General features: G+C 65.9%; 29 protein-coding genes. 11 read left to right on the top strand and 18 right to left on the bottom strand.

Features of this window, described 5'->3' with window-relative positions; genetic code table 11:
* The first annotated feature begins 54 nt into the window (after positions 1–54).
* Entirely contained in the window at positions 55–522 is a 468-nt protein-coding gene (locus L6444_RS20715; protein ID WP_236976911.1) for an Rrf2 family transcriptional regulator, read from the top strand.
* A gap of 48 nt (positions 523–570) precedes the next feature.
* On the opposite strand, the gene L6444_RS20710 is transcribed toward L6444_RS20715, so the two are convergent.
* Positions 571–984: a VOC family protein gene (locus L6444_RS20710; protein ID WP_236976909.1), complete on the bottom strand. Its 414-nt coding sequence runs from the start codon at positions 982–984 to the stop codon at positions 571–573.
* Between the two features lie 38 nt (positions 985–1,022).
* On the opposite strand from L6444_RS20710, the gene L6444_RS20705 reads away from it, so the two are divergent.
* Positions 1,023–1,910, top strand: coding sequence for an LLM class flavin-dependent oxidoreductase (locus L6444_RS20705; RefSeq protein WP_236984306.1), 888 nt, complete (start codon positions 1,023–1,025; stop codon positions 1,908–1,910).
* Between the two features lies 1 nt (position 1,911).
* Here L6444_RS20705 and L6444_RS20700 read toward each other — a convergent pair whose 3' ends face one another.
* On the bottom strand, positions 1,912–3,651 hold the full coding sequence (locus L6444_RS20700) for an NAD-binding protein (RefSeq protein WP_236976907.1): 1,740 nt from the start codon (positions 3,649–3,651) through the stop codon (positions 1,912–1,914).
* 301 nt (positions 3,652–3,952) lie between these two features.
* On the opposite strand from L6444_RS20700, the gene L6444_RS20695 reads away from it, so the two are divergent.
* Together L6444_RS20695 and L6444_RS20690 are read left to right on the top strand one after the other, a co-directional pair.
* Positions 3,953–4,444 carry an NUDIX domain-containing protein gene (locus tag L6444_RS20695; RefSeq protein ID WP_236984304.1) on the top strand — a complete coding sequence of 164 codons (492 nt, stop codon included), beginning with the start codon at positions 3,953–3,955 and terminating at the stop codon, positions 4,442–4,444.
* 43 nt (positions 4,445–4,487) lie between these two features.
* A complete protein-coding gene (locus L6444_RS20690; RefSeq protein WP_459561247.1) occupies positions 4,488–4,982 on the top strand; it encodes an Rv2253 family sensor-like surface protein in 495 nt (164 codons plus the stop codon).
* 71 nt (positions 4,983–5,053) lie between these two features.
* Here L6444_RS20690 and L6444_RS20685 read toward each other — a convergent pair whose 3' ends face one another.
* A complete protein-coding gene (locus tag L6444_RS20685; protein WP_236976903.1) occupies positions 5,054–5,395 on the bottom strand; it encodes a DUF732 domain-containing protein in 342 nt (113 codons plus the stop codon).
* Positions 5,396–5,604: 209 nt separating this feature from the next.
* Here L6444_RS20685 and L6444_RS20680 point away from each other — a divergent pair, with 209 nt between their 5' ends.
* Positions 5,605–6,135, top strand: coding sequence for a hypothetical protein (locus L6444_RS20680; RefSeq protein ID WP_459551866.1), 531 nt, complete (start codon positions 5,605–5,607; stop codon positions 6,133–6,135).
* Here L6444_RS20680 and L6444_RS20675 read toward each other — a convergent pair.
* The 10 genes from L6444_RS20675 to L6444_RS20630 form a co-directional block, all read right to left on the bottom strand.
* A complete protein-coding gene (locus tag L6444_RS20675; RefSeq protein WP_236984302.1) occupies positions 6,090–6,554 on the bottom strand; it encodes a M15 family metallopeptidase in 465 nt (154 codons plus the stop codon). The two genes, L6444_RS20680 and L6444_RS20675, sit on opposite strands and share 46 nt — an antisense overlap.
* A gap of 111 nt (positions 6,555–6,665) precedes the next feature.
* The gene (locus L6444_RS20670; protein WP_236976901.1) at positions 6,666–7,346 is read right to left on the bottom strand and encodes a thioesterase II family protein; all 681 of its coding nucleotides are present in this window, start codon (positions 7,344–7,346) and stop codon (positions 6,666–6,668) included.
* A gap of 137 nt (positions 7,347–7,483) precedes the next feature.
* Positions 7,484–8,014 (bottom strand): hypothetical protein, encoded by a 531-nt coding sequence (locus L6444_RS20665; RefSeq protein WP_236976899.1) that lies wholly within the window; start codon positions 8,012–8,014, stop codon positions 7,484–7,486.
* Between the two features lie 3 nt (positions 8,015–8,017).
* A complete protein-coding gene (locus tag L6444_RS20660) occupies positions 8,018–9,373 on the bottom strand; it encodes a TFIIB-type zinc ribbon-containing protein (RefSeq protein ID WP_236976897.1) in 1,356 nt (451 codons plus the stop codon).
* On the bottom strand, positions 9,370–10,545 hold the full coding sequence (locus L6444_RS20655; protein ID WP_236976896.1) for an SPFH domain-containing protein: 1,176 nt from the start codon (positions 10,543–10,545) through the stop codon (positions 9,370–9,372). Before L6444_RS20655 ends, L6444_RS20660 begins: the two co-directional genes overlap by 4 nt.
* 205 nt (positions 10,546–10,750) lie before the next feature.
* Complete coding sequence (locus L6444_RS20650; protein ID WP_255731318.1) at positions 10,751–11,056, bottom strand: SdpI family protein; 306 nt, start codon at positions 11,054–11,056, stop codon at positions 10,751–10,753.
* Between the two features lie 44 nt (positions 11,057–11,100).
* Positions 11,101–12,096 carry an alpha/beta fold hydrolase gene (locus tag L6444_RS20645; protein WP_236976894.1) on the bottom strand — a complete coding sequence of 332 codons (996 nt, stop codon included), beginning with the start codon at positions 12,094–12,096 and terminating at the stop codon, positions 11,101–11,103.
* A gap of 108 nt (positions 12,097–12,204) precedes the next feature.
* The gene (locus tag L6444_RS20640; RefSeq protein ID WP_236976893.1) at positions 12,205–12,648 is read right to left on the bottom strand and encodes a hypothetical protein; all 444 of its coding nucleotides are present in this window, start codon (positions 12,646–12,648) and stop codon (positions 12,205–12,207) included.
* A gap of 182 nt (positions 12,649–12,830) precedes the next feature.
* Positions 12,831–13,667, bottom strand: coding sequence for an alpha/beta fold hydrolase (locus tag L6444_RS20635; protein WP_236976892.1), 837 nt, complete (start codon positions 13,665–13,667; stop codon positions 12,831–12,833).
* Positions 13,664–14,401: a DUF998 domain-containing protein gene (locus L6444_RS20630; RefSeq protein ID WP_236976891.1), complete on the bottom strand. Its 738-nt coding sequence runs from the start codon at positions 14,399–14,401 to the stop codon at positions 13,664–13,666. The genes L6444_RS20635 and L6444_RS20630 overlap by 4 nt, the downstream gene beginning before the upstream one ends.
* A 275-nt stretch (positions 14,402–14,676) precedes the next feature.
* Between L6444_RS20630 and L6444_RS20625 the strand changes: the two genes are divergently transcribed.
* Both L6444_RS20625 and L6444_RS20620 read left to right on the top strand, forming a co-directional pair.
* Positions 14,677–15,528 carry a virginiamycin B lyase family protein gene (locus L6444_RS20625; RefSeq protein WP_236976890.1) on the top strand — a complete coding sequence of 284 codons (852 nt, stop codon included), beginning with the start codon at positions 14,677–14,679 and terminating at the stop codon, positions 15,526–15,528.
* Between the two features lie 256 nt (positions 15,529–15,784).
* The gene (locus L6444_RS20620) at positions 15,785–16,204 is read left to right on the top strand and encodes a hypothetical protein (RefSeq protein WP_236976888.1); all 420 of its coding nucleotides are present in this window, start codon (positions 15,785–15,787) and stop codon (positions 16,202–16,204) included.
* A 180-nt stretch (positions 16,205–16,384) separates the two neighbouring features.
* On the opposite strand, the gene L6444_RS20615 is transcribed toward L6444_RS20620, so the two are convergent.
* The 3 genes from L6444_RS20615 to L6444_RS20605 are packed head-to-tail and all read right to left on the bottom strand — an operon-like array spanning position 16,385 to position 18,632.
* On the bottom strand, positions 16,385–17,134 hold the full coding sequence (locus L6444_RS20615) for a hypothetical protein (RefSeq protein WP_236976886.1): 750 nt from the start codon (positions 17,132–17,134) through the stop codon (positions 16,385–16,387).
* Positions 17,131–17,973 carry a hypothetical protein gene (locus L6444_RS20610; protein ID WP_236976884.1) on the bottom strand — a complete coding sequence of 281 codons (843 nt, stop codon included), beginning with the start codon at positions 17,971–17,973 and terminating at the stop codon, positions 17,131–17,133. The genes L6444_RS20615 and L6444_RS20610 overlap by 4 nt, the downstream gene beginning before the upstream one ends.
* A gap of 14 nt (positions 17,974–17,987) precedes the next feature.
* Positions 17,988–18,632, bottom strand: coding sequence for a TetR/AcrR family transcriptional regulator (locus L6444_RS20605; protein WP_236976883.1), 645 nt, complete (start codon positions 18,630–18,632; stop codon positions 17,988–17,990).
* 105 nt (positions 18,633–18,737) lie between these two features.
* Here L6444_RS20605 and L6444_RS20600 point away from each other — a divergent pair, with 105 nt between their 5' ends.
* The gene (locus L6444_RS20600; RefSeq protein ID WP_236976882.1) at positions 18,738–19,553 is read left to right on the top strand and encodes a DUF1295 domain-containing protein; all 816 of its coding nucleotides are present in this window, start codon (positions 18,738–18,740) and stop codon (positions 19,551–19,553) included.
* 8 nt (positions 19,554–19,561) lie between these two features.
* Positions 19,562–20,956, top strand: coding sequence for a protoporphyrinogen/coproporphyrinogen oxidase (locus L6444_RS20595; RefSeq protein ID WP_236976881.1), 1,395 nt, complete (start codon positions 19,562–19,564; stop codon positions 20,954–20,956).
* A gap of 117 nt (positions 20,957–21,073) precedes the next feature.
* Here L6444_RS20595 and L6444_RS20590 read toward each other — a convergent pair whose 3' ends face one another.
* Positions 21,074–21,628, bottom strand: coding sequence for a VOC family protein (locus L6444_RS20590; RefSeq protein WP_236976880.1), 555 nt, complete (start codon positions 21,626–21,628; stop codon positions 21,074–21,076).
* Between the two features lie 351 nt (positions 21,629–21,979).
* On the opposite strand from L6444_RS20590, the gene L6444_RS20585 reads away from it, so the two are divergent.
* On the top strand, positions 21,980–23,128 hold the full coding sequence (locus L6444_RS20585; RefSeq protein WP_236976879.1) for a tyrosine-type recombinase/integrase: 1,149 nt from the start codon (positions 21,980–21,982) through the stop codon (positions 23,126–23,128).
* A 145-nt stretch (positions 23,129–23,273) separates the two neighbouring features.
* Complete coding sequence (locus tag L6444_RS20580) at positions 23,274–23,474, top strand: helix-turn-helix domain-containing protein (protein WP_236976878.1); 201 nt, start codon at positions 23,274–23,276, stop codon at positions 23,472–23,474.
* A gap of 547 nt (positions 23,475–24,021) precedes the next feature.
* Here L6444_RS20580 and L6444_RS20575 read toward each other — a convergent pair.
* On the bottom strand, positions 24,022–24,195 hold the full coding sequence (locus L6444_RS20575) for a hypothetical protein (RefSeq protein ID WP_236976877.1): 174 nt from the start codon (positions 24,193–24,195) through the stop codon (positions 24,022–24,024).
* Positions 24,196–24,418: the final 223 nt, after the last annotated feature.

The raw sequence follows: 24,418 nt of genomic DNA, 5'->3' as shown, positions 1-24,418 counted from the left end.
CGGTGCGTTACGCTCGCGCGCCGGAACCCGGGCCGGATGAGACAATCCTGAACCATGCGGATGTCGGCCAAAGCGGAATACGCGGTGCGGGCGATGGTCCAACTCGCCACGGTCCCCAGCGGGACCCTGGTCAAGACCGAGGATTTAGCGCAGGCCCAAGGCATTCCGGCACAGTTTCTGGTGGACATCTTGACCAACCTGCGCACCGATCGGCTGGTGCGAAGCCAGCGGGGGCGCGACGGCGGTTACGAGTTGGCGCGTCCCGGCAGCGAAATCAGCATCGCCGACGTGCTGCGTTGCATCGACGGTCCGCTGGCCAGCGTCCGCGACATCGGGCTGGGTGATCTTCCTTACTCTGGTCCGACGCTACCGCTGACCGACGTATGGCGAGCATTGCGCGCCGCCATGCGTTCGGTGCTGGAGGAGACGACGTTGGCCGACGTGGCCACCGGCACGCTGCCCGACCACGTCGCGAGAATGGCCGACGACTACCGCGATCAGGAGAGCAAACGGCACGGCTGACCCTCAAGCACCGGAATCGTACGGGCGGGACGGTTATCTTGTGTTGCGCTACTTCGGTGCGGTGAGCTCCAGCGCGATGTTGTCGGGGTCGCGGAACTCCAGGATGAAGGACGGCCCGATATCCTTGATCGGCTCGTGGCCGATCCCGAGTTCATCCAAATGCTCTGCAGCAGAATCGATTTCGTCTTTGCTGCTGAGCCGGAACGCGATGTGGTCCAGGCCGGTGCGGTTCTCGTCGAACCGGTCGTCGGCCACTGGCCGCAGCCCCAACAAAGCGCCGCCCATGTCGTAGATGACCCCGCCGAACAGGAAGTCCAGCCGGCGCCGGGTCGCTTCGTCGGCGTTGTCGGGTATCTCGACGAGAACCGGCCAGCCGAACACGCTCTCGTAGAACTGCCGGGATCGTTCGATGTCGGTCACGGTGAGCCGGACATGCGCAATCGACGTGCTGGTTAAGGCCATCCGACCCATGCTGCCAGAATCGCTGTGTGCACGTAGGTATGACCATGCCGGTGATGGAACCCGACCTCGACGCCGGCCTGCTCAGGGATTGGGCGCGCGCGGTCGACGCCGGCCCGTTCTCGTCACTGTGTTGGGGGGAACGCATCGCGTTCGACAATCCAGACAGCCTGACCTTGCTCGGGGCGCTTTCGGCCTGGACCGACCGGGTTCGGCTGGTGACGACCGTGATCGTGCCGCAGCTGCACGACCCGGTGATGCTGGCCAAGGGATTGGCGACCGGCGACATGCTCAGCGGCGGTCGGCTCACCGTCGGCATCGGCGTCGGCGGTCGGCGCGAGGACTACAACGCGGTGGGCGCCGACCCGAAGACGCAGACGATGCGCGGCATGGCCGAGCGGGTGGCGGTGATGAAGCGGGTGTGGGCCGGTGAAAAGACCACCGATTCGGTACGTCCGGTGGGGCCGCTGCCCGTTCAGTCCGGCGGGCCGCCGCTGCACGTCGGCACCATCGGTCCCAAGACCATCCGCAATGCCGCAGCCTGGGCTGACGGAGTCGCCGGAATCACCCTCGATCTCGACGTCGGCAAGCAGAGCGAACTGTTCGACGTAGCGCGAAGGGCCTGGGCGCAGGCGGGCAAGCCCGCACCTCACCTGGCGACCTCGTTCTGGTTCGCGTTCGGAGCGGACTCGGAGCCCGGGGCGGCACGCACGCAGGTCCACCGCCATCTGCGGCGATACATGAACTGGATTCCGGCCGAGTACGTCGACGCCATGGCGCCGGCCACCGGCTGGGCGGGTACCGAGGACGATCTGCTCGTTGTGCTGCGCCGGTTCGCCGACGCCGGCACCGACGAGGTGCAACTGATCCCCACCAGCTCGGACATCGGGCAGCTTCGGCGCGCGGCCGACGTCGTTGCCGCGCTGTGACTCAGCCCGCGGCCGCCTCCGGAGTGTGGTCGGACGCTGCCGAAACCTCACCCTTGCTCAGCGTGGCCAGCAGCTCACGGTACGGGCCGACCAGATAAACCGTGTCGCCGCCCTGCAGTCGCGCATCGCGCCGCGGATGCAGCTTCACCTGTCCGTCCGGCTCGGTGATGGCGATGACGCGGGTCTGAGTGGACAGCTGCAGCATGGGCATGCCGTCGAGTTCACTGCCCGTCGCGACGTGCATACCGCCCACCATGAACGAATGTTGTCCCACCGAGAACGTCCCGAGCACCTGCAGCCCCATCGCGGCGCCGATGAACCATGGCGCCGCCAGGTCGACGGTGGAGCGGACGTTGTCGAAGCCGAACCGTTGCGCCACCGCCGCTCCCAGCGCTCGGTCGTAGACCCGCAGTACCAACGGAACGTGGGGCCGGTTGCGCTCCGGTCGCGCGCCAGCACCCAGCATCTCGCGCAGGATGATGCCGGTCTCGATATTGACCATGTCGTTCTCGGTGAGCAACGCCACTGCCCGGGCCCGGTCGATACCGGCCGACTTCAGGGTCTGACGCAACGTGCAGTCCCCGAGAATCACCGGCACGTCCAGTTCGGCGGCGGTCGACAGGTACCGGTTGTTCTCGTCACGCTCGATCACCGCGACGTCGTACCCGGCGGCGGTCAGGTCGGTGGCTACCCGGATACCGAAAGAGCCCAGGCCGACGACGATCACGTGGTTGCGCAGAATGCGTGCCTTGCGCTGGCCGGCCGAGTTCAGCAGGCGACGGCTGATCATCAGCTCGGCGAGGAACGCGACCAGCACGGCGGTACTGATCACCCCGGCGAACATCAACAGGATGCTGAACAGCCGCAGCCAGGTGGGCTGGTTGATGAAGCTGAAGTCACCGTAGCCCACGGTCGCGACGGTCTCGGTGCTGAAGTACAGCGCGTCGACCCACGTCATGCCCGGTGGGAGCCGATAGGCGTAGCGCAACAGGACCGTCGAACCAATCAGCAAGAACAGCAGAGCGATCAGCGCGCGGTAGAACATCGGGTGCACATCGTTGCGCAAAGCCCTTGCCGCGTCGGCGATTCGGCTGATGCGGGAACGTCGGACCCGCGTCACCGTCGCTTCCCGGACCTTCATGCCGCGCTCGGCCAGCTCGTCGGTGCTGCCGATCATCGCCGTCCAGTCACCGGCGTGCACCCGATGGTCGCGTCCGGGGCAGGCCACCACCTGGCCGGGGCTGGGGGAGTTCTTGCCGTGGATCACCGCCACCGGTGCCAGGTCGCCGTAGATTTCGCGCAGCGTCGCCTCGCGCGGCGCCTCGGATCCCGACACGACGAATTCGATGCCGGCCGCTCCGAACGGGTGCGCCGTGTGCGCCAGGCAGGCCTCGACCACCGAGGGCGCGGCGAGGTCGGCAACGTCGAGAATGGCCCCGGGACCGTTGCCGGCGGCGACGGCTTCGCGCAGCACGTCGTTGGCCAACCGTGCCACCACCCGCACACGAGGGTTGACTTTCCTTGCCAGCAAGGCGATTTCGAGGTTTCGAGCGTCGTCGTCGCCGACACACACCACCGCATCGGCGGGCCCGATGTCGGCGACGTTGTCGTCGGGCAGCATGGCCACATTGGCGCCGACCTTGTTCAGTTCCTCGATGATGGTCGTCGCCAGTGCGTTGTCGCCGCTGACAATGATGTGACGTACCACATGTCGGCCGCCGTGGCGTGAACTGTCGGTCATCAAATCCCCTCTGGTGGCACCGGCTTTACTCGGCGCGATGATAGGGCCGCCGAATCCGGGTCGGAAGCCTGGGCCGTCCGGCGGGCCGCTAGGGGGCCCGGCCGCAGCGGGTTGCCCGTCATCCCGCTCGTCGCGTCCAGGGCGCCCGATGAGGCGCACCGCCGCGGCGAGCAGCACAATCGCGCTCGACGCGAGCTGGTCACCGGCCCAGCGCACGCGTGCGAGGTTGTCCGGCCGGGATACTGGACAGGTGCCCTTCATCGAAACCGTCGCGTCCCGTGAGGTCTACCGCAACCCGTGGATGGTGTTGCGCGAGGACGACATCCGCCGGCCGGACGGCAGTCCCGGCGTCTATGCGGTGGTGGACAAGCCGACCTACGCGCTCGTGATGCCCTATGACGGCGCGCGTTTCCGGCTGGTCGAACAGTTTCGCTATCCGGTGGGGGCGCGCCGCTGGGAGTTCCCCCAGGGCACCGCTCCGGATCTGGCCGACCTCGAGCCCGCGGCTCTCGCCGAGCGTGAGTTGCGCGAGGAAACCGGCTTGCGTGCAGCCACTTTCGAGGCGTTGGGTCAGCTGGACGTCGCGCCGGGCATGAGCAGTCAGCGCGGCTGGGTGTTCTTGGCCACCGGAATAACGCCGGGAGCCGCCGAGCGGGAGCACGAGGAGCAGGACATGCGCAGCGCCTGGTTCTCACGAACACGATTCGAGGAGATGATCCGCGACGGCGTCATCACCGATGCGCAGTCCATCGCGGCGTACGGACTGTTGCTGATGCGGGAAACTCGTCGTTGATCGTGTCCGCGGCGAAACCTCGTCGCGTCATCGATGAGCCAACATGGATCGGATGCGTCCGGTACTCGCCACGTTCGTTGCCCTCGGGATCGCGGTGTGCAGTGCCCCCGCGGCCCAGGCGGCGACGCCGGCCTGGAACGGCCCGTACTCGCTGGTGCGATATGCCGTCGACAAGACCGGCACCAGTGTGGCCGCCGGCCAGTCCGAAGCCACCTTCAGCGCCGATTACGTGTTCTCCACCGTGTGCTCGGCGGCCTCCTGTGTCGCCACCGCCAACAACGGGCCCAAGCCGAACAATCCCACGATCTCGGTGCCGTCGCACTACACCTGGGACGGCAACAGATGGGTGGAACGATTCGACTTCCAGTGGGATTGCTATATGGGAGAAGGGGTTCCGAAGGTATGGGCGCCCGCGAAGTCGTGGGCGTTCTACACACCCCAGCCGGACGGTTCGCTGCGCGGCACCTGGCACACCGACATCGCCGGTGGTCCCTGCCGGGGCAGCGTCGAAATGCCGGTTGCCGCGTTTCGGCGCTGACGGCCGGCACGCGCAAATGCGGGGATCCGGCTGGATCCCCGCATTTTTCGGATGATGATTGGGCGGTCGAATCAGGCGTTGGTGGTCCTGACGTATTGCGGGCAGTAGGCCTTCGCGGCGTCGACGGCGAAGGTGTTGGCGCCGCTGTTGCTCAGGCCGGTCCGGGTGGCCACCCCGCTGATGACCTGCTTGCTGGTCTTGCCGGCATTGAGCTCGCTGCAGACGGTCTGGGCCTCGCTGATGGCGCGGGCCGCGCTGGGCGGCTTGATCCCGTCGGCCTCGATCTGGGCTAGGAACGCGTCGTCGACTGAGGTCGCGCCGGCGCTGCCGGCGAAACCGAGAGCGGCCAGGCCGAGGGTCGCGGCGGTCAGGGTGGTGCCGGCCAGCGAAGCGGTAAAGCGGCGAGTGAACATTTCAGAACTCCTGTTGTATTGGTTGTGGTGGTGGACGCTGGGTGCGTTGAACCAAATATTCGGCACCGGCACTGTCTGGATTCTTGACGAATTCTTGGCGTGATCGAGACCTGCTGGGACCCCGTCCTTGCGCGTACCGCCGGCTATGTCGCTGCGCAAGCGTTAGTCGGCACGTTATGGTTCGCCCGGGGGGCAGAAGGAGACTCCTCGTGCTCGAACTCATCGCCCGGGGATCGGCGACCGAGCATCATCGGATTCCGTTGCTGTTACACGGCTCGTGGCACGGGGCTTGGTGCTGGGACGAGCACTTCCTCGGCTACCTCGCCGACCGCGGGTACGCGTGCCATGCCCTCAGCGTGCGCGGGGCACGGCGCATGCTCGCCGTCAACTTGGTCAAACCCGAACGGGTTGATCGGGTCCCCGCGCTGGTCCTCGGCGCTGAAATCAACACCATTCTTGCCGCACGAAATCGGCTACACAGCAACGCTTTTCGGAGTCGAGCCGGAACTATTCCGGGATATGGGGCGCGACATGATGCTGGAAACCGGATGGCAGGCGGTAGCCGAACGGATCGACAACTGGCTCACCACGCACCGCTTCTAGGAGCGCAGCTCGAATGCAGTGTCGGCGTTATTTCGCCGAATATGGGTGTCACGGACGAAATCGAACATTCCACCCGCTCGACGCAACGGCGTCAGCCGGCGGCGTTAGGCCGCAGCGGCGGGCAGGCGCCGCCGTAGTCTGAAGCCAGCTCGAAATGCCAGACCTCGTTGGCGTAGATCTGGCACAACCCGAAGCGCGGGCCGTTGGCAATGAGCCAGTTGTCGGCGGTGGCGGGGCCGACGTCGATCGCTTTGCCGAGTACGTGTTTGGAAGTCTGCGGCGAGGCGACGTACTGGCTGGCGATTTCGGCGCTGCCGTAGGTCGCGACGGCGTCGTCGAACAGCTGCTGCTGATATTCCGGTGAGCGCCAGCCGGAGTTGAGGCCGACGGTGATCCCCTCGGCGCCAGCGGCACGGGTGGCCCGCTGCAGCGCGTCGAGCAGTGCGGGGTCGAGCCGGCTCACCGTGGGATAAGACAGGTCGAACGGGCTCAGGCGCTGGTCGTCACCGGGGGCGGCCGTGGCCGTCGCCGGTGTGCAGACGCCGAGCAGCAGCATTGCTGCCGTCGCCGTCAGCCAGGTCCTGCGAGCGGGTGCTTCTTGTCGTCGACGTCCACGTCGGCCGGCACTGTCCATCCGCCCAGTCTTGCAAAGCTGGCGCGCCACCCGTTACGCGGCCGCGAGCGTCGACATCAGCGGCCGCAGCGACTCGAACAGGGGCTTGCGGTCACGTAGGTAGAAGTGGCCGCCGCGCAACATCTGCAACGAGAACTCGGCACGGGTCCGGGACCGCCATTCGCGCAGCTCCGACTCCTTGACGATCGGGTCCTCGCTGCCCCCGAAGACGTGGATCGGGCAAGACAGCTCGGGGGTGTCGCTCTCCTCGTCGGTCATGAGCAGCTTCAGGTCGTGGCGGGTGATCGTGAGGGCCTGGGCGTGCAGGGACGGCCACCGCGTCAGCTCGGCGGGCATCAAACCCATCTCGGCGAGGAATTCGGCGAGTTGCTTGTTGTCGAGCTGGTCAACCACGTGCAGGGGCAGCTGTAGGTGGGGAGGGGCGTAGGCCGACAGGAACACCGCGCGCGGCTGCTCGGCGCCGGCTGCGGCGCGCGCGCTGGCCACCCGGTAGGCCAGCAGGGCGCCGAAGCTGTGGCCGAAGAACATGTGCGGTTCGTCGAGCAGGGGGCCGAGTTGCGCGATCACCTCGTCGACCAGATCCCGCATGGTGGCGAAGCGTTCGCGGTTGGGGATCTCGACCGGAACCACCTCGACGGTGGGCTGCAGCGCCTTGACCCAGGCCTTGAACGCCAACCCGCCGCCGCCGGCGTGGTGAAAGCAGAACATTCTCATGGTGACCGCCTTTCCGCGTTTCGTGGAATGTGACACTCACGATCACGCAGAGAGCTGGTCGGATCCTGCACGAATCCTTGAAGGATTCTTGTCGCCGGCCGCGGCAATTCCCTGTCAAGGCCCCGCCGCAGCACCCCTCACTCGAATTGGGCGTTTCTGCTCTCCGGCGGCCGCCGCTGCAGCTGCACGGTGACGTCGAGCTGGTCTTGGACCGCGGCGAGATCTGCTTCCAGAGCGGCGGTGTCGGGTTTCGTCGCGGCCGCTGCATAGCGCCCGACCGCGGCCTCGATGGACTCGACCGTTCGGGCGATGGATTGCAGCAACTCGTCACGCTGAGCCGGTGCGAGCCCCGCCACCGCGATGAGCTGATTGTCGACCGCAAGCGCCGTCTGTTCCAGGTCGGCGCGTAGCACCACTGTGGAGCCGGTGTCGAACGCGTTAGCCGCGTGCAGGGCCGTCATCGCGTCCCGCAGTCGGCGATGCAGACGTGCTTCGGGGTCATGCGACCTCGCCCAGGACCGGGGGGCCGCGGTCGGCTGGCCGGGGATCAGCTGACTGTCGCGGGTGATAGCTCGTTGTTGGTTGCGGTTGACCACGGCGACGACGGCAACCGTCGCACCTATGACAGCGACGATCAGCGCTGCGATAACCAGTAGGGCGATGTCCATCGGCTACCTCCGGTGCTTGATGCGCTGCGACGAGCCCGAATGATGGCCGTGGGAACGGAGGTAGGCAAAGATCGCGATCGCCAGGATCACCACCAGGACCGCGACGGTGATCGCGATTGCCAGCTTGACCTTGCTCCAGGGCCGATCGCCGGCCACCTCGCCGGTGAGCCCGTTGATGCACACCTGAAACGGCTTGTCGCTGTACATGATTGTCAACAGCCACAGCGGGAGCAGGATGTGTTTGAACCCCAGATAGTTCCACGTTGTGCGGAGTCCGTGGATCCGCTGGTGATCGCCGCCGATGGCGGACCGCACGGTGTGCTCGACGCTGCTCTCCATCTCCTGCTTCGCCTCGGGGAGCGCCTGTTCGGCGTCCTTGTCGTAGGTGCGGCACAGATGGCCTGCGACGTACTCCGGCAAGAAGGCCCTGGCCTGCTCGAGTGGCCACGGCTCTAGGGATTTGATCCGTTTGCGGTTGAGGGTTTCGCCGTCGTTGGCCAGCACGGGCAGGTCGACGAAGTTGTTGTGGACCTGTCCGGAGACGCGGTACCAGTACGTCCGAGTTTCGTAGATCGCGTTGCCCTCGTTGTCGGTCCCGACCCGAACCTGGTGATCCTCACCGCGTTCACCCTCGTATTGGGTGTCGGTATCGGCGTCGTAGGTGAAGTACGCGGTGTACAGGCTGGAGAAGGCGCCGATCTCCCGATATTTCTTGAAATCGCTTGGTGCGAACCAGCGTTTGGTAACCCACCTCTCGATGAGCTGGCGCGCCTGTTTCTCGTCGACCCGGAACGGCAGCAGTCCGTCCACCGGCAGCCGGGCCGGGGCATTGTGCACGTCGTCGCGCTGAATCGGGGTCGCGCAGTACGGACACTTCGTGGCGGTCAAGCTGCCCGCGAATTCCGTTGTACCGCCGCAATTTTGGCAAGCAACTTCACGCATTCCGGAAACGTTGGGGCCCTGCTGGCGCTGCTGCACCTCCCTGAGTTGCTGCATCGCGGTGCGCAATTCGCGTGATCTGACCGGCGTGTTGGGCGCGGCGATTTCCGAATAGTTGCCGCAGTTGGGACAACGCAGCTTCTGGCTGGCGATGTCGAAGTTGAGTTGTCCGCCGCACGCTGCGCAGGGATAGGTGCGAGTGCGCTCGGTCTGGTGGAACATCGCCGGACCGGCCGGTGGCCCTGCGAACGTGTGGACGGTGGGCGGCGGCGAGGGGGTTGGGGGCCGGGCTGTCGCGGCAGCGGCGGCGGCCCGCTCGGCGGGCGAGCGGGGGCGGGCCCGCGGGCGCCGTGGCAGCGGCGGCGGCTGCACGGGCGGCGGACCCTGGTACCGACCGGGATCGCTTGGTGGGTAGGTCATTGCTGCGGAAGTGGCGGTGGAGTGCCGGGCAACGGCGGCGGTGTGCTGAACAGGGGGGCCAGCGCCGGCACTGTCGAGGCCGGCGCCCAGCCGGCCATGCCCTCAGTCCACACCACGGTGTCGCGGGTGAGCTGACCGCTGGCGACGAACGGCCGTAGCGCGCTCAGCGGGTACGGGCCGGCCGGCTGGCCCGCCTGTTCGAAGTGGAACTGTTGCTGGGTCGGCAGCGGTGGCGGCGCACCTTGCGCCGCGCCGCCCTGCGGCATGAAGTGTTGCGGCTGCTGCGGCTGGGCGTATCCGCCTTGGGCCGCGCCAGCCATCTGGCTGCCCAGGGCGACACCGAGTCCGGCCTGGATCGCGGCTCCGGCGGCGCCTCCGCCCTCGTTCTGTGCGGCTGCCAACATCGCGTCGGCGCGGCGGGCCTGGGTGTAGCGGTCAAGGTCGCCGACGTTGTTCAAGAAGCTGCTCTCCTCGAGCCCGCGCGCTACACCGCGGGTCATCGCCTGCTGAATCTCTTCCGGCAACGAGATGGTCATGGTGACGGCGTCGATGCCCAGGCCGAACGCCTGGACACGCTGAGCGACGAACTCGCGAAGCTTGTCCGACAACTCCACCTGGCGGCCCTGCAAGTCGATGGCGCCCAGGCCGCTGCCCATCACCATGTCGTTGAACGCAAGCGCGATGTTGCGACGGATCAACTCGGTGATCTGCTCCATGTCGACCACGCTCTGGGTGCCGAGCACCTGGCGCAAGAAGACCGTCGGATCGGTGACCCGCACGACTGTGGTGCCGTTGGCGCGCACCTGCACCATCTTGAAGTCAGGGTCCCGTACGGTCACCGGTTGCGGTGTGCCCCAACGCAAATCGGGGTAGGGGCGGGTATTGACGTAATAGACCTCGGACCGGAACGGGCTGTTGAACCCGTACCTCCAGCCCTGCAGCGTGCCCAGGATCGGCATGTTCTCGGTGGTCAGCCGGTAGTGACCGGGGGTGAATTGGTCGGCCAGCTGCCCCCGATAGACGAACATGGCCCGCTGGCCCTCGCGGACGATCAGCTGCGCGCCGTTCTTGATCTCGTTGTCATAGCGCGGGAACCGCCACGCCAACGTCGTGTTGGTGTCGTCGAGCCATTCGATGATGTCGACGAACTCGCCCCGGATCATGTCTCGCATGCCCATGCTTTACGTCCCCTCCCCGGCAGAGCTCTGCCAAAATGTCGGGCATCGCTCAGCGAGCTCGATCTGCGGATTTCTCGGCGAATAATACGCGGCGCGGGTGCCCGCGATGTGGCTTTGACGCTGTCGGATGACACGTCGTCGGTGTGCTGGCAACGATGTTTCCTCTCTGGTGCGGCTCTGTCGTTTCGGTGGCGCGTCCTCACGCACCGCCGGCCCGTCGGGCGGCCCTGTTGGCCACGACGGCGGATCGGATCAGAATTGCGATGGACAGCGCGCACGAGGCCAGGACGGGCAGGCCGGCCAGGCCGGGGTTGGGGATCATGGCGGCCACCACGGTGCCGGCCAGGGCCACCGGTGCGGTCAGCCAGATGACGGGAATGGCAGCCCGATGACCGGCGCGCCAAGCCGTGTCGGATGCCATCACACTCGGGATGCGAATCCCTGCGATCTGGTTACGCGGAAGCAATCCTGAAGCGGCACAGTGGATTACGGTTATCGATAGCATCGGGACCAGCCACAGCGCAGCGAATTGAAGGTACATGGCGGTCATTACGCCAGGTCCGACGCGCTGTCGGCGGGCTCGTAGTCGGCGTACTGACGTTCGCCGGTCTTGAGTGCCTGCCGGATCAACTCGGGGTCGGAGTCGAACGCTTCGGTCGAGTCGATGAACTTCTGCACGATCTGCACGAAACGGTCCGGATGGTCGCCGTGCGGCATGTGGCCGGACTTCTCGAAGATCTCCAGGCGCGACCCGGGAATCTGCTGATGGGCCAGCCGGGCGTGGCTCACCGGGATGATCAAATCGTCCTCACCCCAGACGATCTGCACCGGAAGGCCGTGCATCAGGTAGGTGCGGTCCAGCATCGTGACGTACTGGCCGCGCGTGTCGACGACCCCTCGCAGGGTCCGGGCGAAAGCCTCCACGGCACCGGGTTTGCGCAAGCCGTTGACCAGGCGCGGCAGGCTGGTCACGTCACGGGTGAATCTCGTTGAGCCTACGACGTTTGCAACCGCGCGGCTGGCGAGCTGCAGCGCCGGAACGGCGCCGGGTACGCGCAGTATGGCAAGCGCCTCGGCGCCCAGCGGCATGGCCGCGAAGCGCAATGCGGCGCTCACGTCCTTCGTTACGCCGCCGGCGCTGACCAGTACGATGCGTTCGACGAATTGTGGGTACTGGTAGGCGAACTGGGCGGCGATGCCACCCCCCAGGGAATGACCGACGAGGGTGACCCGGTCGATGTCGAGTGCGGTGAGCAGGTCGCGCAGGCCGTTGGCGAACGACGCCAGCGAGTAGTCGGCGCGTGGCTTGTCCGACTCGCCGTGGCCCAACAGGTCGGGGGCGATCACGGTGAATCGTTGGGCGAGTTTGGCGTGCACCGGCTCCCAGGTCGTGGAGCTGTCACCGACACCGTGCAGCAGCACGACGACGGGGCCGGAGCCGGCGATCCGGAAGGCGCGCCGATGGCCGTGGATGGTGCGGAATTGCAGCGACGGCGCGGTCACGTCCCGGACGGGCCGCAGGTGGCGGTGCGATCGGTTCGACATGGTGCTGTTCCTCCCTGGTGCGCTTCCACCGCCGAAGCGGGGTATTGGGAAGAAGCTTGCGGGGGAGGGCTTGGAGAATTCTTGGCGCAGCCCGCCCGGGGGCGGTCGTCAGCCGATCTTCGTGAGCGTGAAGCTCTGGTGGGGGTCGGCAATGCCGCACGGTGCCGGGGTGTCGAGGAAGTCCACTTGGCCGACGAGGCGACGCGGGTCCCACGACTGACGCACGGTGACCGGCCAGTTGCCGCCACCCATGATGTCTACCCCGAGTTGGTAGGTGGGGCAGCTCACCCCGTCCGGCACGAGTCGGGTGACGGTAGGACGGCCGTTGACCAGCGGCGCGGCAAAACCATGCCCGGGTGACGTCGTGACATTCGCGATGCAGTTCGGGGCGCAGGTGGTGTTGATGGTCCACGTCGCGGCGGCGCCGTCCTGTTCCTGGTAGGCGTAGACACCTTCGGTGGTGGGGCCATCTGCCCTGGCCGGGGGCGCTTCCACGCCACAAAAAGCAAGAGATGATAATGCAACCCCGGCAACTCGCAAGTCGAGTTTCATGTGCCACCTTGCGCCGAAGACATCGTTGACTATGGGCAATATATACGAAGTGCATCGGTAAAAATCCAGCTTGATGCCGTATTCAGGCTTTTCATAGGAGATTCCAAGAGGTTCAGCGGGGCACCGGGAACCGGGTTCGAGGAGTTATGTTCAGGCTGCGTAGAAATGCGCTCGGTGGACGCTCAGGTGGTAAGTGCGCGGATGAGCCCGGCGGTGCGCAGCGGCTGTTCCACCATGACCAGGTGTCCGGCGGGTGCGATGGTGACGTGCTGGGCTCCGAGCGATCTGGCCAGTCTGATCTGGCGGTTGCGCCAGCCGCGGGAGCGCCAGCCGGTGTGAGCGGTCGCGACCACGCATCGCAGGGGCGGCAGCGGATGGGCGGCCCGTAGCGCGCACAGCTCGGCCCCGAGCTCGGGGTAGGCGACATATTCGGCCAGCACCGTGTGCGCGAGTCCCGGCTCGGCCGCGGCGCTGTGCACTTGTGACCGCGTTTGGCTGTCGAGCCCGTCGGGACGGCGTCGCTGCACCAGCGTGATGGCCGCGCGGGCAAGCGGGCCTTGTAGGTGCGCCGTGTCGAGCAACCTCGCCGCCGCCTCAACGGCGGCAAGCTTGGGCCGCAACGGAATTCGCGGTTTATCGTAGGCGATGCTGGAATCCAGCAGCAATAGTGCGCGGGCCCGCTGCGGGTGCAGGCGGGCGAATCCCTCCGCGTAAAAGCCGCCCACCGAATGCCCCACCACGATCGCAGGCTCGGGCCTGCGTAGTGCGTCCAGTACCGCAGCGATGCGATCGGCCTCGCCCCGGAGCGTTGGACGCCAGGTCACCGCCGGCGTCTGGGCCGTTCCGGGCCGGTCGAAGCGCACGACCGTGTGGTCGTTCTTGAGGTATTCGACGGTGTCGGTCCAGTGCAGTGCGCGGCCGCCGAGTCCGCTGCAGAGCACCACGACTGGACCGGTGCCCCCGTCGACGAGGATCCGCACGCGATAGCCGCCGATTTCGACATCGACGTGCGCTGTCATGGATCGATGGCAGCCGAGGTGAGTGCGGTGCGCAGCGCGACATAGATCAACCACCCGGCGAAGGCCACCAGCTCGGCTCGCTGGGCGATCCCGATCACTCCCACGTGGTCGGTGCTGTCGATGACGATCGCGACGCCGGTCAACATCGCGGTACCCACCAGCGCCGCCAGCATGAATATCCCGAGCCGGCGCACCGGCGCAGCGGCAACAGCACGGCGGTCCGCTAGGACGAACGCCAGCAACGACGCGATCGCGGCGGCCAGGCCCATTCCGCTACTGAGCCAATGCAGCTGATGGCCGATCGGCACAGTGCCCGAGGCTTCGCGGGCCTTGCACACCGCATCCGAGCTCGGTGCGCACACCAGTCGCCACACAGTGCTGTCCAGCAGGGTCGCGACGGCAAAGACGCCCAGTGCCCACCATCCTCTGCGGCCCCACCGGCAGCTCGGAACGCCGATCAACGCTGCGGCTGCGGCGAAGAGCAGTACGACCGCCGAGGCCTGGTCGCCGCCGCGGAACCATCCGCCGTGCGGCTGATCTGCCGCCGAGAGTTCGCTGATGTAAAGGTCGGGGTCGGGCAACGTGCGGGTGTAGACCATCTCGAGAAGCCAGTTCGAATACAGCACGGCACCGGCGATGAGACCGATGACGGCGACCCAGCGCAGCATCGTCAGCAGCGCACCGCGCTCGGGATCGGTGCCTTCCACCAGGTCGGCGGGTGGCTGCACTGCCATGAATCCATCATGCCGCGTGGACCGGTCGGAGCGGGCGTCTTCGCCGCTGTTGGGCGCGCCGCGCCGGCGGTGGACTCGGTTGGGATCGCTAGTCGTGGCACGTACTTGCTGCGCGGTTGCGGCTTCGGTCGACTACAACGTGTCGGGTCGGGACTTGTATGGTGGCGGCTATTCGCGGGATGCGAAACTCCACGTTCCCGCCGGGGCGTCCATGGTAAGTGAGCATCGTGCCCTGGTCGAAGAGGGGGAGACGAGTTGTTACCGACCACGTCGACATGAGTCGCATTCAGGAAGTCCCCGTCGCGGGCGGCCCGTACGCGCTCACCACCGGGCCGGACGGCGCAATGTGGGTGACGCTGATACACGGCGGCGCGATCGCCCGAGTAACCGACGGCGGCGGCATAGACGTGTACCCGGTTGCGCCGCAATGCAAGCCGTCGATCATTGTCGCCGGGCCGGATGGCGCGCTGTGGTTCACCTGTGCCGGTGACGACCGGATCGGGCGGATCACCACTCACGGTGACCTCAGTTCATTCGAATTGCCCAGCGACAGTGCACCTTTGGGACTCACTGTGGGACCGGAGGGGGCGCTGTGGTTCACCGCCATGACGTCGGGCGTGGTGGGCCGCATCAGCGTCGACGGCGTAGTCACGGAGGTGGCTGCGCCGGGCGGCATGCCGTCGATGATCGCTGCCGGTCCCGACGGCGCGCTGTGGTTCACGCTGAACCAGCGCAATGCAATCGGAAGGCTGACGCCGTCGGGTGAGATGACCGTGCGCGATGTGCCTACGCCGCGCGCCGGGCCCGTCGGCATCGCCGCGACGCACGACGACGCGGTGTGGTTCACCGAGATCCTGGCCGGCAAGCTGGGCCGCATCCCGATCGACGACGCCATACAGGAGCTCGAGCTACCCGGAAAGCCGCACGCGGTGATTGCCAATCCGATCGGTGGGGTGTGGGTGAGCTTGTGGGGCTCCGATCAAATTGCCGGCGTAAGCGCCGACGGTGAGGTCACGTTGATCGACCTGCCATCCGGCAGCGAGCCGCACGGACTCGCGCTCGGGCCGGACGGCGCCCTGTGGGCTGCGCTGGAAGCGGGGTACGTGATGCGGCTGCCCACAGTCTGACATGGAATTAGCGTGACCTTTCCGCTCTTTCTGATCGCTCGCGAATTACGGCCGAACGCATCGCGCGCCCAGTAGAAATGGCGCGGCGCCTCGCGGCGATGCTCAACGTTCGAACCCCGAGGAAACGGCAGATTGGGTAGCCAACGCTTAGGGTTGTTTATGTCGAAACGGCAACTGTGACAACAGAACCGAATGACGACGCCCCCGGGCCGATTGCAAAGCTGTTCGTAGAAGCCAGTATTCACGGCAACAACGCGTGCGGCGTGCCAGCCGGATTCGCCAAGAAAACTCCAAGTCAGCTGCAATAGCTTCTGCCAATCAAGGCGGAATCCGCCGTCATCTCGATAGTGCAAACCAAGAGAAAGGCAACAAAATGATCAGTTCCAAGGTCGCTCGCGTCACCGTCGCGGGCAGCATCGTAGGCACAGCTGTTGCAGCCGCGATCTTCTCGGCGGGACCCGCCCTCGCCGACCTCGGCGTAAGAGCAGAAGCGATTCGCAATACCCCAATGTTGGATAGCAACTTTCAGTGGGCCGGCACGCTGTTCAAGGGGCAAGCAGTCGGCGTAGGCCGCGATTGCAATCTCAACTCCACCACCTTTTGCAAAGTCTATTCCGTACATTTGAAAACATCGGATCACGTCGGTTGGGTGCAAGGAAACGACCTGCGGACTTGAAATTGAGTTGGGCCGTGTCGGTACCCGTCGTCGCAGCGGCATACTCGAACGATCGTCCCGCACCGCCCAGCGCGCCGAACCTGAATCCGGTCAACGTGCGTGACATCGACGGGCGTCGTACCCGTGTTGACCTGTTGCTGATGCCCAGCGAGGCCGAGCTGGCCGATGCGGCTCGCTGCCTCAGCCGTCGGTCGTGATACTCACTGCGAGTTCATCTTCGATCCGGTGACTGGCCCGCAGCATCAGAGTCGACATCGAGGCGATCCAGACGAAGAATGAGATCACCACGATCCACCATGAAATGATGCCGTTCCACGCGACCGGTCCGGTGTGGGTGAACACAATCAATCCGCCGGCTGATACGCCCAGCGCCACCCACAAACACAGGTAGGCTGCCCAGCGCGGAATCAGCGGCTCCGCGCGCGGGTCGTGGAAGATGCAGATCGCAAGAACGATGAGTTGCACCATCACCGTTCCGACGACGCCCAGATACAGCAACCAGGCCTGGTCGTTGAGCATCTGCACCATCGCCGGTGTGCGTTCAGTCCGAAACAGCGCTGTCTGCCAAACCATTTGGGGAATGAGAAACTCCAGCGTCAGCACCGCGGCAGACAACGCCTGCACCCACACTAATGGGGAGTTGCCGACGATCATTCGGCATTGGTGCGTCAGAGCCGCGCCAAAGAAGGCGAGGAGTGGCGCGACAAAGGTGAGCAAGTACATCCCGATTCGGATGCGAATTCGGTCGTCGCTGAATATTTGAGCGATCTCGGCGGCACCGAGGTTTGGAGACGGCGGCGGTAGCCATCCCATGAAGATGAATACCGCACCGAACACGGGGACGAAGGCAAGGCCGGCCCACACGCAGAGGCGTTGGTGCTTCTCGCTCAGTGCCGACGTGCCGGCGATTTCCACTGTCGTGTTGGTCATGCGTGTACGTGATTGGGCTGGTCGGCAACGGAGGGTCGCGGTGGGTTGATTGGCCGTGGCGTTTTCAGGTCGGCCATCTTGGCGGCGGTGAGCACAGTCGCGAAGGTCAACGCCGCCGTCAGAAGAGCCGCGACATGCACCAATCCCATGTTTGGTCCGTTCTCCCAAGCTCCGTGCCGGATCGATAGGTAGATGAACCCGGTGCCAAAGGAGTCCGCCGCGAACGCAATTGGCACGACAAACATCAAGCCCAGCTGTGCCCAGCCACGCGCAATGGGTACCAGGCGGGCCAGCGCGATCGCCGCCAAGAACGGCGGTACCCCGTTGACGAACGCCACCCACACCGGATAGGTCCACACTACGAATGCCTGGTGGTCCTGATAGCCGTAGAGGTTGCAGATATTGATGTAGAAGATCTCCGCCGTCGCGGCCAGAGCGACCGACATCAGAAAGAACTTCACGATGTTTTTCTGCGGGATGCCCCGCGAGAACAGGCGAGTGAAGAAAATGGTCAGTCCGCCGTAGTACGAGATGTAGATGATCGGCAACCACACCGGCACGTGGACGCCGTAGGTCTGGAAGGCAGTGGTCTGCCCTGCGGTGTAAAACCAGAGGCCGTAGAGGTGATCGAACAGCGGCTCCTGGAAAGCCGTTACCGTGCCGCCGACGAGTACGAACAACGGCCACGTGATTCGCTCACGCATACAGAGCTTGATGACCAGCCCAATGACCACGACGGCGAGAACGCTGGTCGCGACGATCGCGACCATCTCCGCGGTGGCATTGACGGCCCGATCGTCACCGAAACTGGTTACCGGAATGGATCCGCGAGGGAACATTGTCGTCTCCTGGTTCAGACGGCGGGACGCGCGGCTGCGCGCAGTTGATGGACGAGAAGACTTGATTCGACGAGATCGAAGGCCCGGGCCGCGGTGATGTCGACGTCGTCACCCGTCGTCACCGCCACGTTCAGGGCCGCCCTCAACGCGGCCGTGACCATGGAGGCCAGCAGCTGACACTCCAGCCCGTCGCTGGAGCCGGAACCCAAGAAACGAGCAAAATGGACGACCAGCACTGCCTCCCATGACATGACGATCTCCTGGTATCGACGTCGTGGGATCGGGCCGCTCATCCAGAGTCGGGCGAAGCTCGCCTTCAGGTCGGGATCGAGTGATTCGGTGAAGCCGTGCAGGCCGCGGATGGCACCCGCACGTGCGGCAACCCACGGGTCGTCGCCGTCGTCGACCTGGGCGAGCTCATGTTCGAACGCAGTCAGGTATTCGTCGGCTCCCGGGAAGAGCAGGTCTTCTTTCGTTCCGAAGTGCCGGTGGAAGGTACTGCGCGAGCAATGCGAGGCCTCGACGATCTCGTCGAGAGACACCTCGTCGTAGCCGTGTCGGGCGAAGAGGTCCAGCGCGTTTCGCACGATGTTGGCGCGCAGCATCGCCTTCTTCCGATCGCGCCACGCGGACTGTTGCCGCTGAAATTCATGCTTCACGCGTCGCCTCCCGAAGAGTGATACTAGTCATGTTTGACACCTCGTGTCAAATGAGACACCGTTCCGAATGGAACGAAGTGCTATCACGGAAATGGGGAGGATTCAGTGCTGAATCTGACGACGGCCGAGGTGGAGGTCTTCCTCTTGGCTTCGGGTGTGACGATTGCGATCGTGACTGCGATCTGGGTGCTTGGCCTGATCAGGGGTGAGCATTCGGTCATGGACGGCTGGTACGGATTCGGCTTCGTCCTGCCCGCGGCGATTTGCTTCTGGTCTTCCGGCGGCGCGCATTCACAGACGGCCGCATTGCTGCTCCTGATGGTGGCACTGCACGGCTGCCGGCTCGGCTGGTACCTCGGCTCACGATGGCGCCGGTTCGTCACAACCCACGGTGGTGACCCACGCTACCTGCAGTGGCGCAAGGACTACGCCGACGGCTACTGGTGGAAGAGCTTCTTCCGAGTAATGGAGCCACAAGCCCTGGTGATCATTCTGGTCGGGCTGCCGTCGACCGCGGGGATCCTCGGTAACCGCGAGATCAACGGTCAGATCGGGATCCTGACCGCCGTCGGTCTAGCGGTGTTCGGGATCGGCTACTACTTCGAGACGGTCGCCGACGGCCAGCTTCAGTCGTTCCTCGCGCTGTCCACGCGCCCCCGCTACCTCAACACCGGCGTCTGGACATACTCGCGTCATCCGAACTATTTCGGCAACACGCTGGTCTGGTGGGGCATTTGGATTGTCGCCGTCGCAGGCAACCCCGACATCTGGTGGACCGTCGCCGGGCCCGCGGTCAACACCTTGATGCTGACCAAAGTGCTGGGCAGCGCCTACCAGGACAAGGTCATGGGTGATCGTCCCGAATACCAAGCCCTGATGGCCCGAACCCGGGCGTTCCTACCGCTACCGATAGCCCGCTGAGGAGCCTCATGACAGACACACATCCGCGCGCAGCCGTGGTCGGCGGTGGAATCGCCGGACTCACCGCGGCCCTTCGGCTCAAGCAGGCTGGTTGGCAGGTCGTCGTTCTCGAGGCCGCCGACCACGCCGGCGGACGAGTCGAGACGATCAAGGATCAGGGCTACATCGTCGACACCGGCGCCACCGCGATCGCGGCCCGCTACCCGATCTTTACCGCGCTCGCCGAGGAGTTGGGCTGCGAAATCGTTTCCACCGCACCGTATCTCGGAGTTGTCCGCGATGGCCGGATACACTCTCTCAAGCTCGACGATCTGGTGCGTTCGGGCCTGCGGACCAAACTCCTGTCGTGGCCGACGAAACTGCGGATGACGCGACTGGTGGCCGAGATCGTGACAGCGAAAGCCCGCGGCCGGCTCGACTACGACAACCTCAGCAAGGCAGCCATTCTCGACGACGAGACCGCTCAGTCGTACGTTCGGCGCGTCGCCGGCGCGGAGGCGGATCAGTTCTTTGCCGAGCCGGTTACCCGGGCACTATTGCTGGCCAACTCAGACCAGGTCAGCCGGGTCGAGCTGATGTCGGGTCTGATCAACGCAGTCGCCGGCACGCTCGGAACGACCATCGGCGGCCAAGCCGACATCATCAACCGCATGGTCGACAGGATTGGCGAGGTACGCACCTCGTCGCCCGTCGATCAGGTCGCTAAGACCGCAGCCGGCGTGCTGATCAGCTACCGCGACGCCTCCGGTGAACCCCGGGTCGAGGAATTCGATGCCGCGGTCGTCGCCACACCCCTGCCCGTGGCGGCCCGGATCTGTCCCGATCATCGGGCGCGACTGGAACTTTTCGCTGCAAAGCTGACCTTCACTCGAGGCATCAACGTGGCCATCGGGTCGACCCGGGCGCCCTCGGACCCTTCATTCCTGGTGCAGCTACCGCGTAGCGAGGACCGAAACATCGCCATGATCATCGTCGAGAACCGAAAGGCTCCGGATCGCGCGCCGGCGGGCCACGGGTTGTTCACGATCTCGTGGGAGATGTCTGCCGCGGCCGCGTGGTTCGACGCAACCGACGACGCGATCATCGAACGTTCGGTCGAAACTCTGCGTCGCCTCTTTCCCGACCTGGGCGAGATCGACTACACCTATGTTCGCCGCTGGCCGATCGCCCTTCCCCACACTCAGCAGGGCGTTTATCGCGCCATTGGCGATTTCGTGGCCGGCATCGACGAATCCGATCCCATCCAGTTCGCGGGTGACTACCTGTCCCAGACCGGGCAGAACACCGCGGTCGCCTGGGGTGAGCGCGCAGCCGCGAACTTGGCCATGCGCCGATCCATGGGACGGAGTCGAAGACTGCCCGCTGAGGCTACCAACGCCGATCCGGAAGGCATTGGTGCATAACGCGTTCGCTGAGACAAAATTCTGGCCGCAATCTGACGGGGTCCATGTCGTGTCGCCGACGGTGTCAGCCGTTGAACCCGAACTCGACCACGCCGCCGACCTCAGTCATCTCCCAGCCTATCGCCGTCTCGGTAGGCGACGCTTCGCCTGCCAGGCGAGGCCAGGCACGGTATTCGCCAGATCGCGGCGTTGTCTTGCGAACCCACGGAGCGCTCGGTAGTAGGCCGCGACCTGGCGGGGGCTCGGGATTCTGGGCACCCATGCCAGTTCCCAATGAATGCCGTTGACCGGATCATCAAAGAAGACGGCGTAATAGCCGGGATGGTACTGGGGATAGTCCCGTGGATCGTCGGTGACTTCAATTCCGCGTCCAACCAAGAACTCTCGGTGGAAAAGGTCCACCTCGGATCGACTCCGCGCCCACAACGCGATGTGATTGATCCCGACCGATTGATCTGCATGGACAAGCCGCGAGCCGGTGTCGGCGGGTTGGATACCGATGTAGCTGTGAGGGTTTAGGTACCGCGTCATGTAGTAGGTGGACTCATACTCCATGTCGAGTGTCGAGAAGCTGCTGAACCCCAACCAGCCGAACATCGCGTCGTAGAACTCGACGGACTCCTGGTAGTCCAGCACTGCAAACTCGACGTGACTCACTCCACGCGATCTCATCCGTCCCGCCTCTGCTGGTTACTCCACCCGTTTGGCCGAGCACTACCTCTTTGATTGTTGACCAGACGGTGCTTGGAACCGGAACTCGACAATTTCGTCGTCGGTCGTCACTTTCGCTCTCGCCATGGCCCAGAAGTAGTCCCGGCATTAGTGAAACCAGCAGTTAGAGGGTGCCCCCCGGCAGGATTCGAAAACGCCGCCCGCGGTTTGCCCCGCACCGTCCGTGACTAGCGGAAAGTCGCGCTGACCAGCCGATACTGTAGACCCAGTCTACACCCATCGCGTTAGCTCTTATAAGCACAATAGAGCACACTGGTCGCACAGATGACGCACGGACCCGGAGGTAGCCAGGTGGCGAGAAAGAAGGCGAATGCGGCGCGGCGGAGCTGGGGCTCGATCCGGCAGCTGCCCAACAAGTCTGCCCGGTGGCAGGCCAGCTACGTCGGGCCCGACTGCGTGCGGCACTACGCGCCCCGCACCTACACCGCGAAGATGGACGCCGAAGGGTGGCTGGTCGACGAGCGCCGCCTCGTCGAGCTCAACGTGTGGACGCCGCCCGCGCGGCGCGAGGCCGAGCGGCTGGCCGGGTCGCTCACGGTGGCCGACTACGCGAGGACGTGGGTCGAGGAGCGGCCGCTCAAGCCGCGCACCAAGGCGGGCTACGAGTCGCTCCTGGAGCGCCGCGTCGAGGGCTCGCTGATCGGTGCGGTGCCGCTGCGCAACCTGACGCCCCAGGCGGTCCGCGCGTGGCACGCCGCGATGGATAAGGACAAGCCGACCGCCCGCGCCTACCAGATCCTCCACGCGGTGTGCGCGACCGCGGTCACCGACGGCCTGCTGCCCGCCAACCCGTGCAACATCACCAAGGCGATGGCGGCCGCCACCAAGCGGCAGGCGACGATTCTCGAGCCCGGCCAGGTCGCCGCGCTGGCCGACGCGATCGAGCCCAAGCGGCTGCGGGCCATGGTGCTGGTGATGGCCTGGTGCGCGCCGCGATGGGGCGAGGCGATCGAGCTGCGCCGCAAGGACGTGAGCGCAGACTGCTCGGTCCTCACCATTGCGCGGGGCGCCACCCACCGCAACGGCGAGTGCCACGTGGACACCCCGAAGTCGGGCAAGGGCCGCAAGGTCGTTGTACCGCCGCACATCCGGGACGACCTCAGGGCGCACCTGGACGAGAACGTCGCGAAAGGCCCTGACGCCCTTCTGTTCCCGGCTGCGATGGGCGGCTGCCACCTCAACGACCGGGTCTTCCGCGACTACTTCGTCGACGCGCAGGAGGCGATCGACGTCGAGGGCGTGCGCGTCCACGACCTGCGCCACTTCAGCGGCACCCAGGCCGCCCGCGTCGGCAACCTCGTCGAGACCATGGGGCGCCTCGGCCACTCGACAGTCCGCGCCTCGCTGATCTACCAGCAGATCGCCAGCGGCCGCGACGCCGAGGTGGCCGAGGCGCTGTCCGGGCTCGCGAACGGGGGCAACACGCCGCGAAGCGTGTAGAGGGGGTCTACGGGAACCGTTGCGCCCCTGGCGTTTCCGCACGCGGGAGAAACGCCGGGCCGACCAGCGCTTACGTCTGTTGGTGGTGCAGAAACGGCTCAACGGGCCGAGCGGCTGACCGACACTCGGCATAGCGTCCGTGCTCATGAAGAAGCAATCGCAATCCCGCGCACCGGAAATGGTCGGCGTCGACACCGCCGCCGAGTACCTCGACGTCCACCCGATCACCGTCCGGCGCTGGATCGCGCAGGGTCGCCTGCCCGCGCAGCGCGTCGGCCCGAGGCTGATCCGAATCCGCGTGGCCGACATCGAGAGGCTCACCGCCCCGGTAGGCGGCGCAGCGTAAGCCGAAACACGCACTCGTACAGCGTGATCCACCAGACCAGCAAGTAGGTCCGCAAGGGAGCCCGGCTAAGGAACCCCGCGAAGGAGCCCAGACCATGGGCGGCACCGAATATGGAGAGAGGCCCCCGGCGACCAGACCGGGGGCGACCCACCACTTAACGACCCGCGAAGGCCTGCAGAGCAGTCTATCGCCGACGAGGACGAGATCACCAGTGGCGTAACGGAACCCGACGACGATGACCCGGACCACGGCGGGCACTACCTGCGCGCCTGGGCCCGCAGGCACTTCCCCCGAGCAGTTCCCGCCGCTGCCGCAGCGGCGGCCGCCGCTCACCGTGGTGAGGCCCGGCGCGGAGCCCGACCGGCTGCGCCGTTACGCGCTGGCGACGCTGGACAGCTGCGCCACTGAGGTCGCCGGGACGCCCGAGGGCGCCCGCAACGACACCCTGAACGCGGCGACGTACCGCGCCGCGAGGGTCGCGCTCGCCGCCGGCCTGGACTTGGCGATCGTGCGGGCCACGATGGAGGACGCTGGGGCGCGCTCGGGCCTAACCGGTCGCGGCGTCGGCGCAACCGTCGCGTCCGCGCTCGACGGCGCCGAGCAGGCCGGGCCGGCCGACCTCTCGCACGTCGGCGGCGAGACCTACGGCGACGCATACAGTTTCGAGCCCGACAGTTTGGAGCCCGACACTGGCGACCAGCAGGCACCGCTGTTCTCTCACGGCGGACCGTTCATCCTCGACGTCCCGAAGACGCCAGACGCGCTGTGGGGCGACGGAAACGACGTGCTCTGGGCACCCGGGGAGTCGCTGATGATCGCCGGGCCGATGGGTCTGGGAAAGACCACCGTCGCGGGCCTGCTCGTCCGCAACCAGCTCGGCCTGGGCGGCGGCACCCTCCTCGGGCTCCCTGTCAAGCCGCGCGGGGGGCAAGATCCTGTACCTC

Origin of the sequence: Mycobacterium kiyosense (assembly GCA_021654635.1) — a bacterium.
Taxonomy (GTDB): domain Bacteria; phylum Actinomycetota; class Actinomycetes; order Mycobacteriales; family Mycobacteriaceae; genus Mycobacterium; species Mycobacterium kiyosense.
This window is presented reverse-complemented; position numbering and strand designations above follow the sequence as displayed.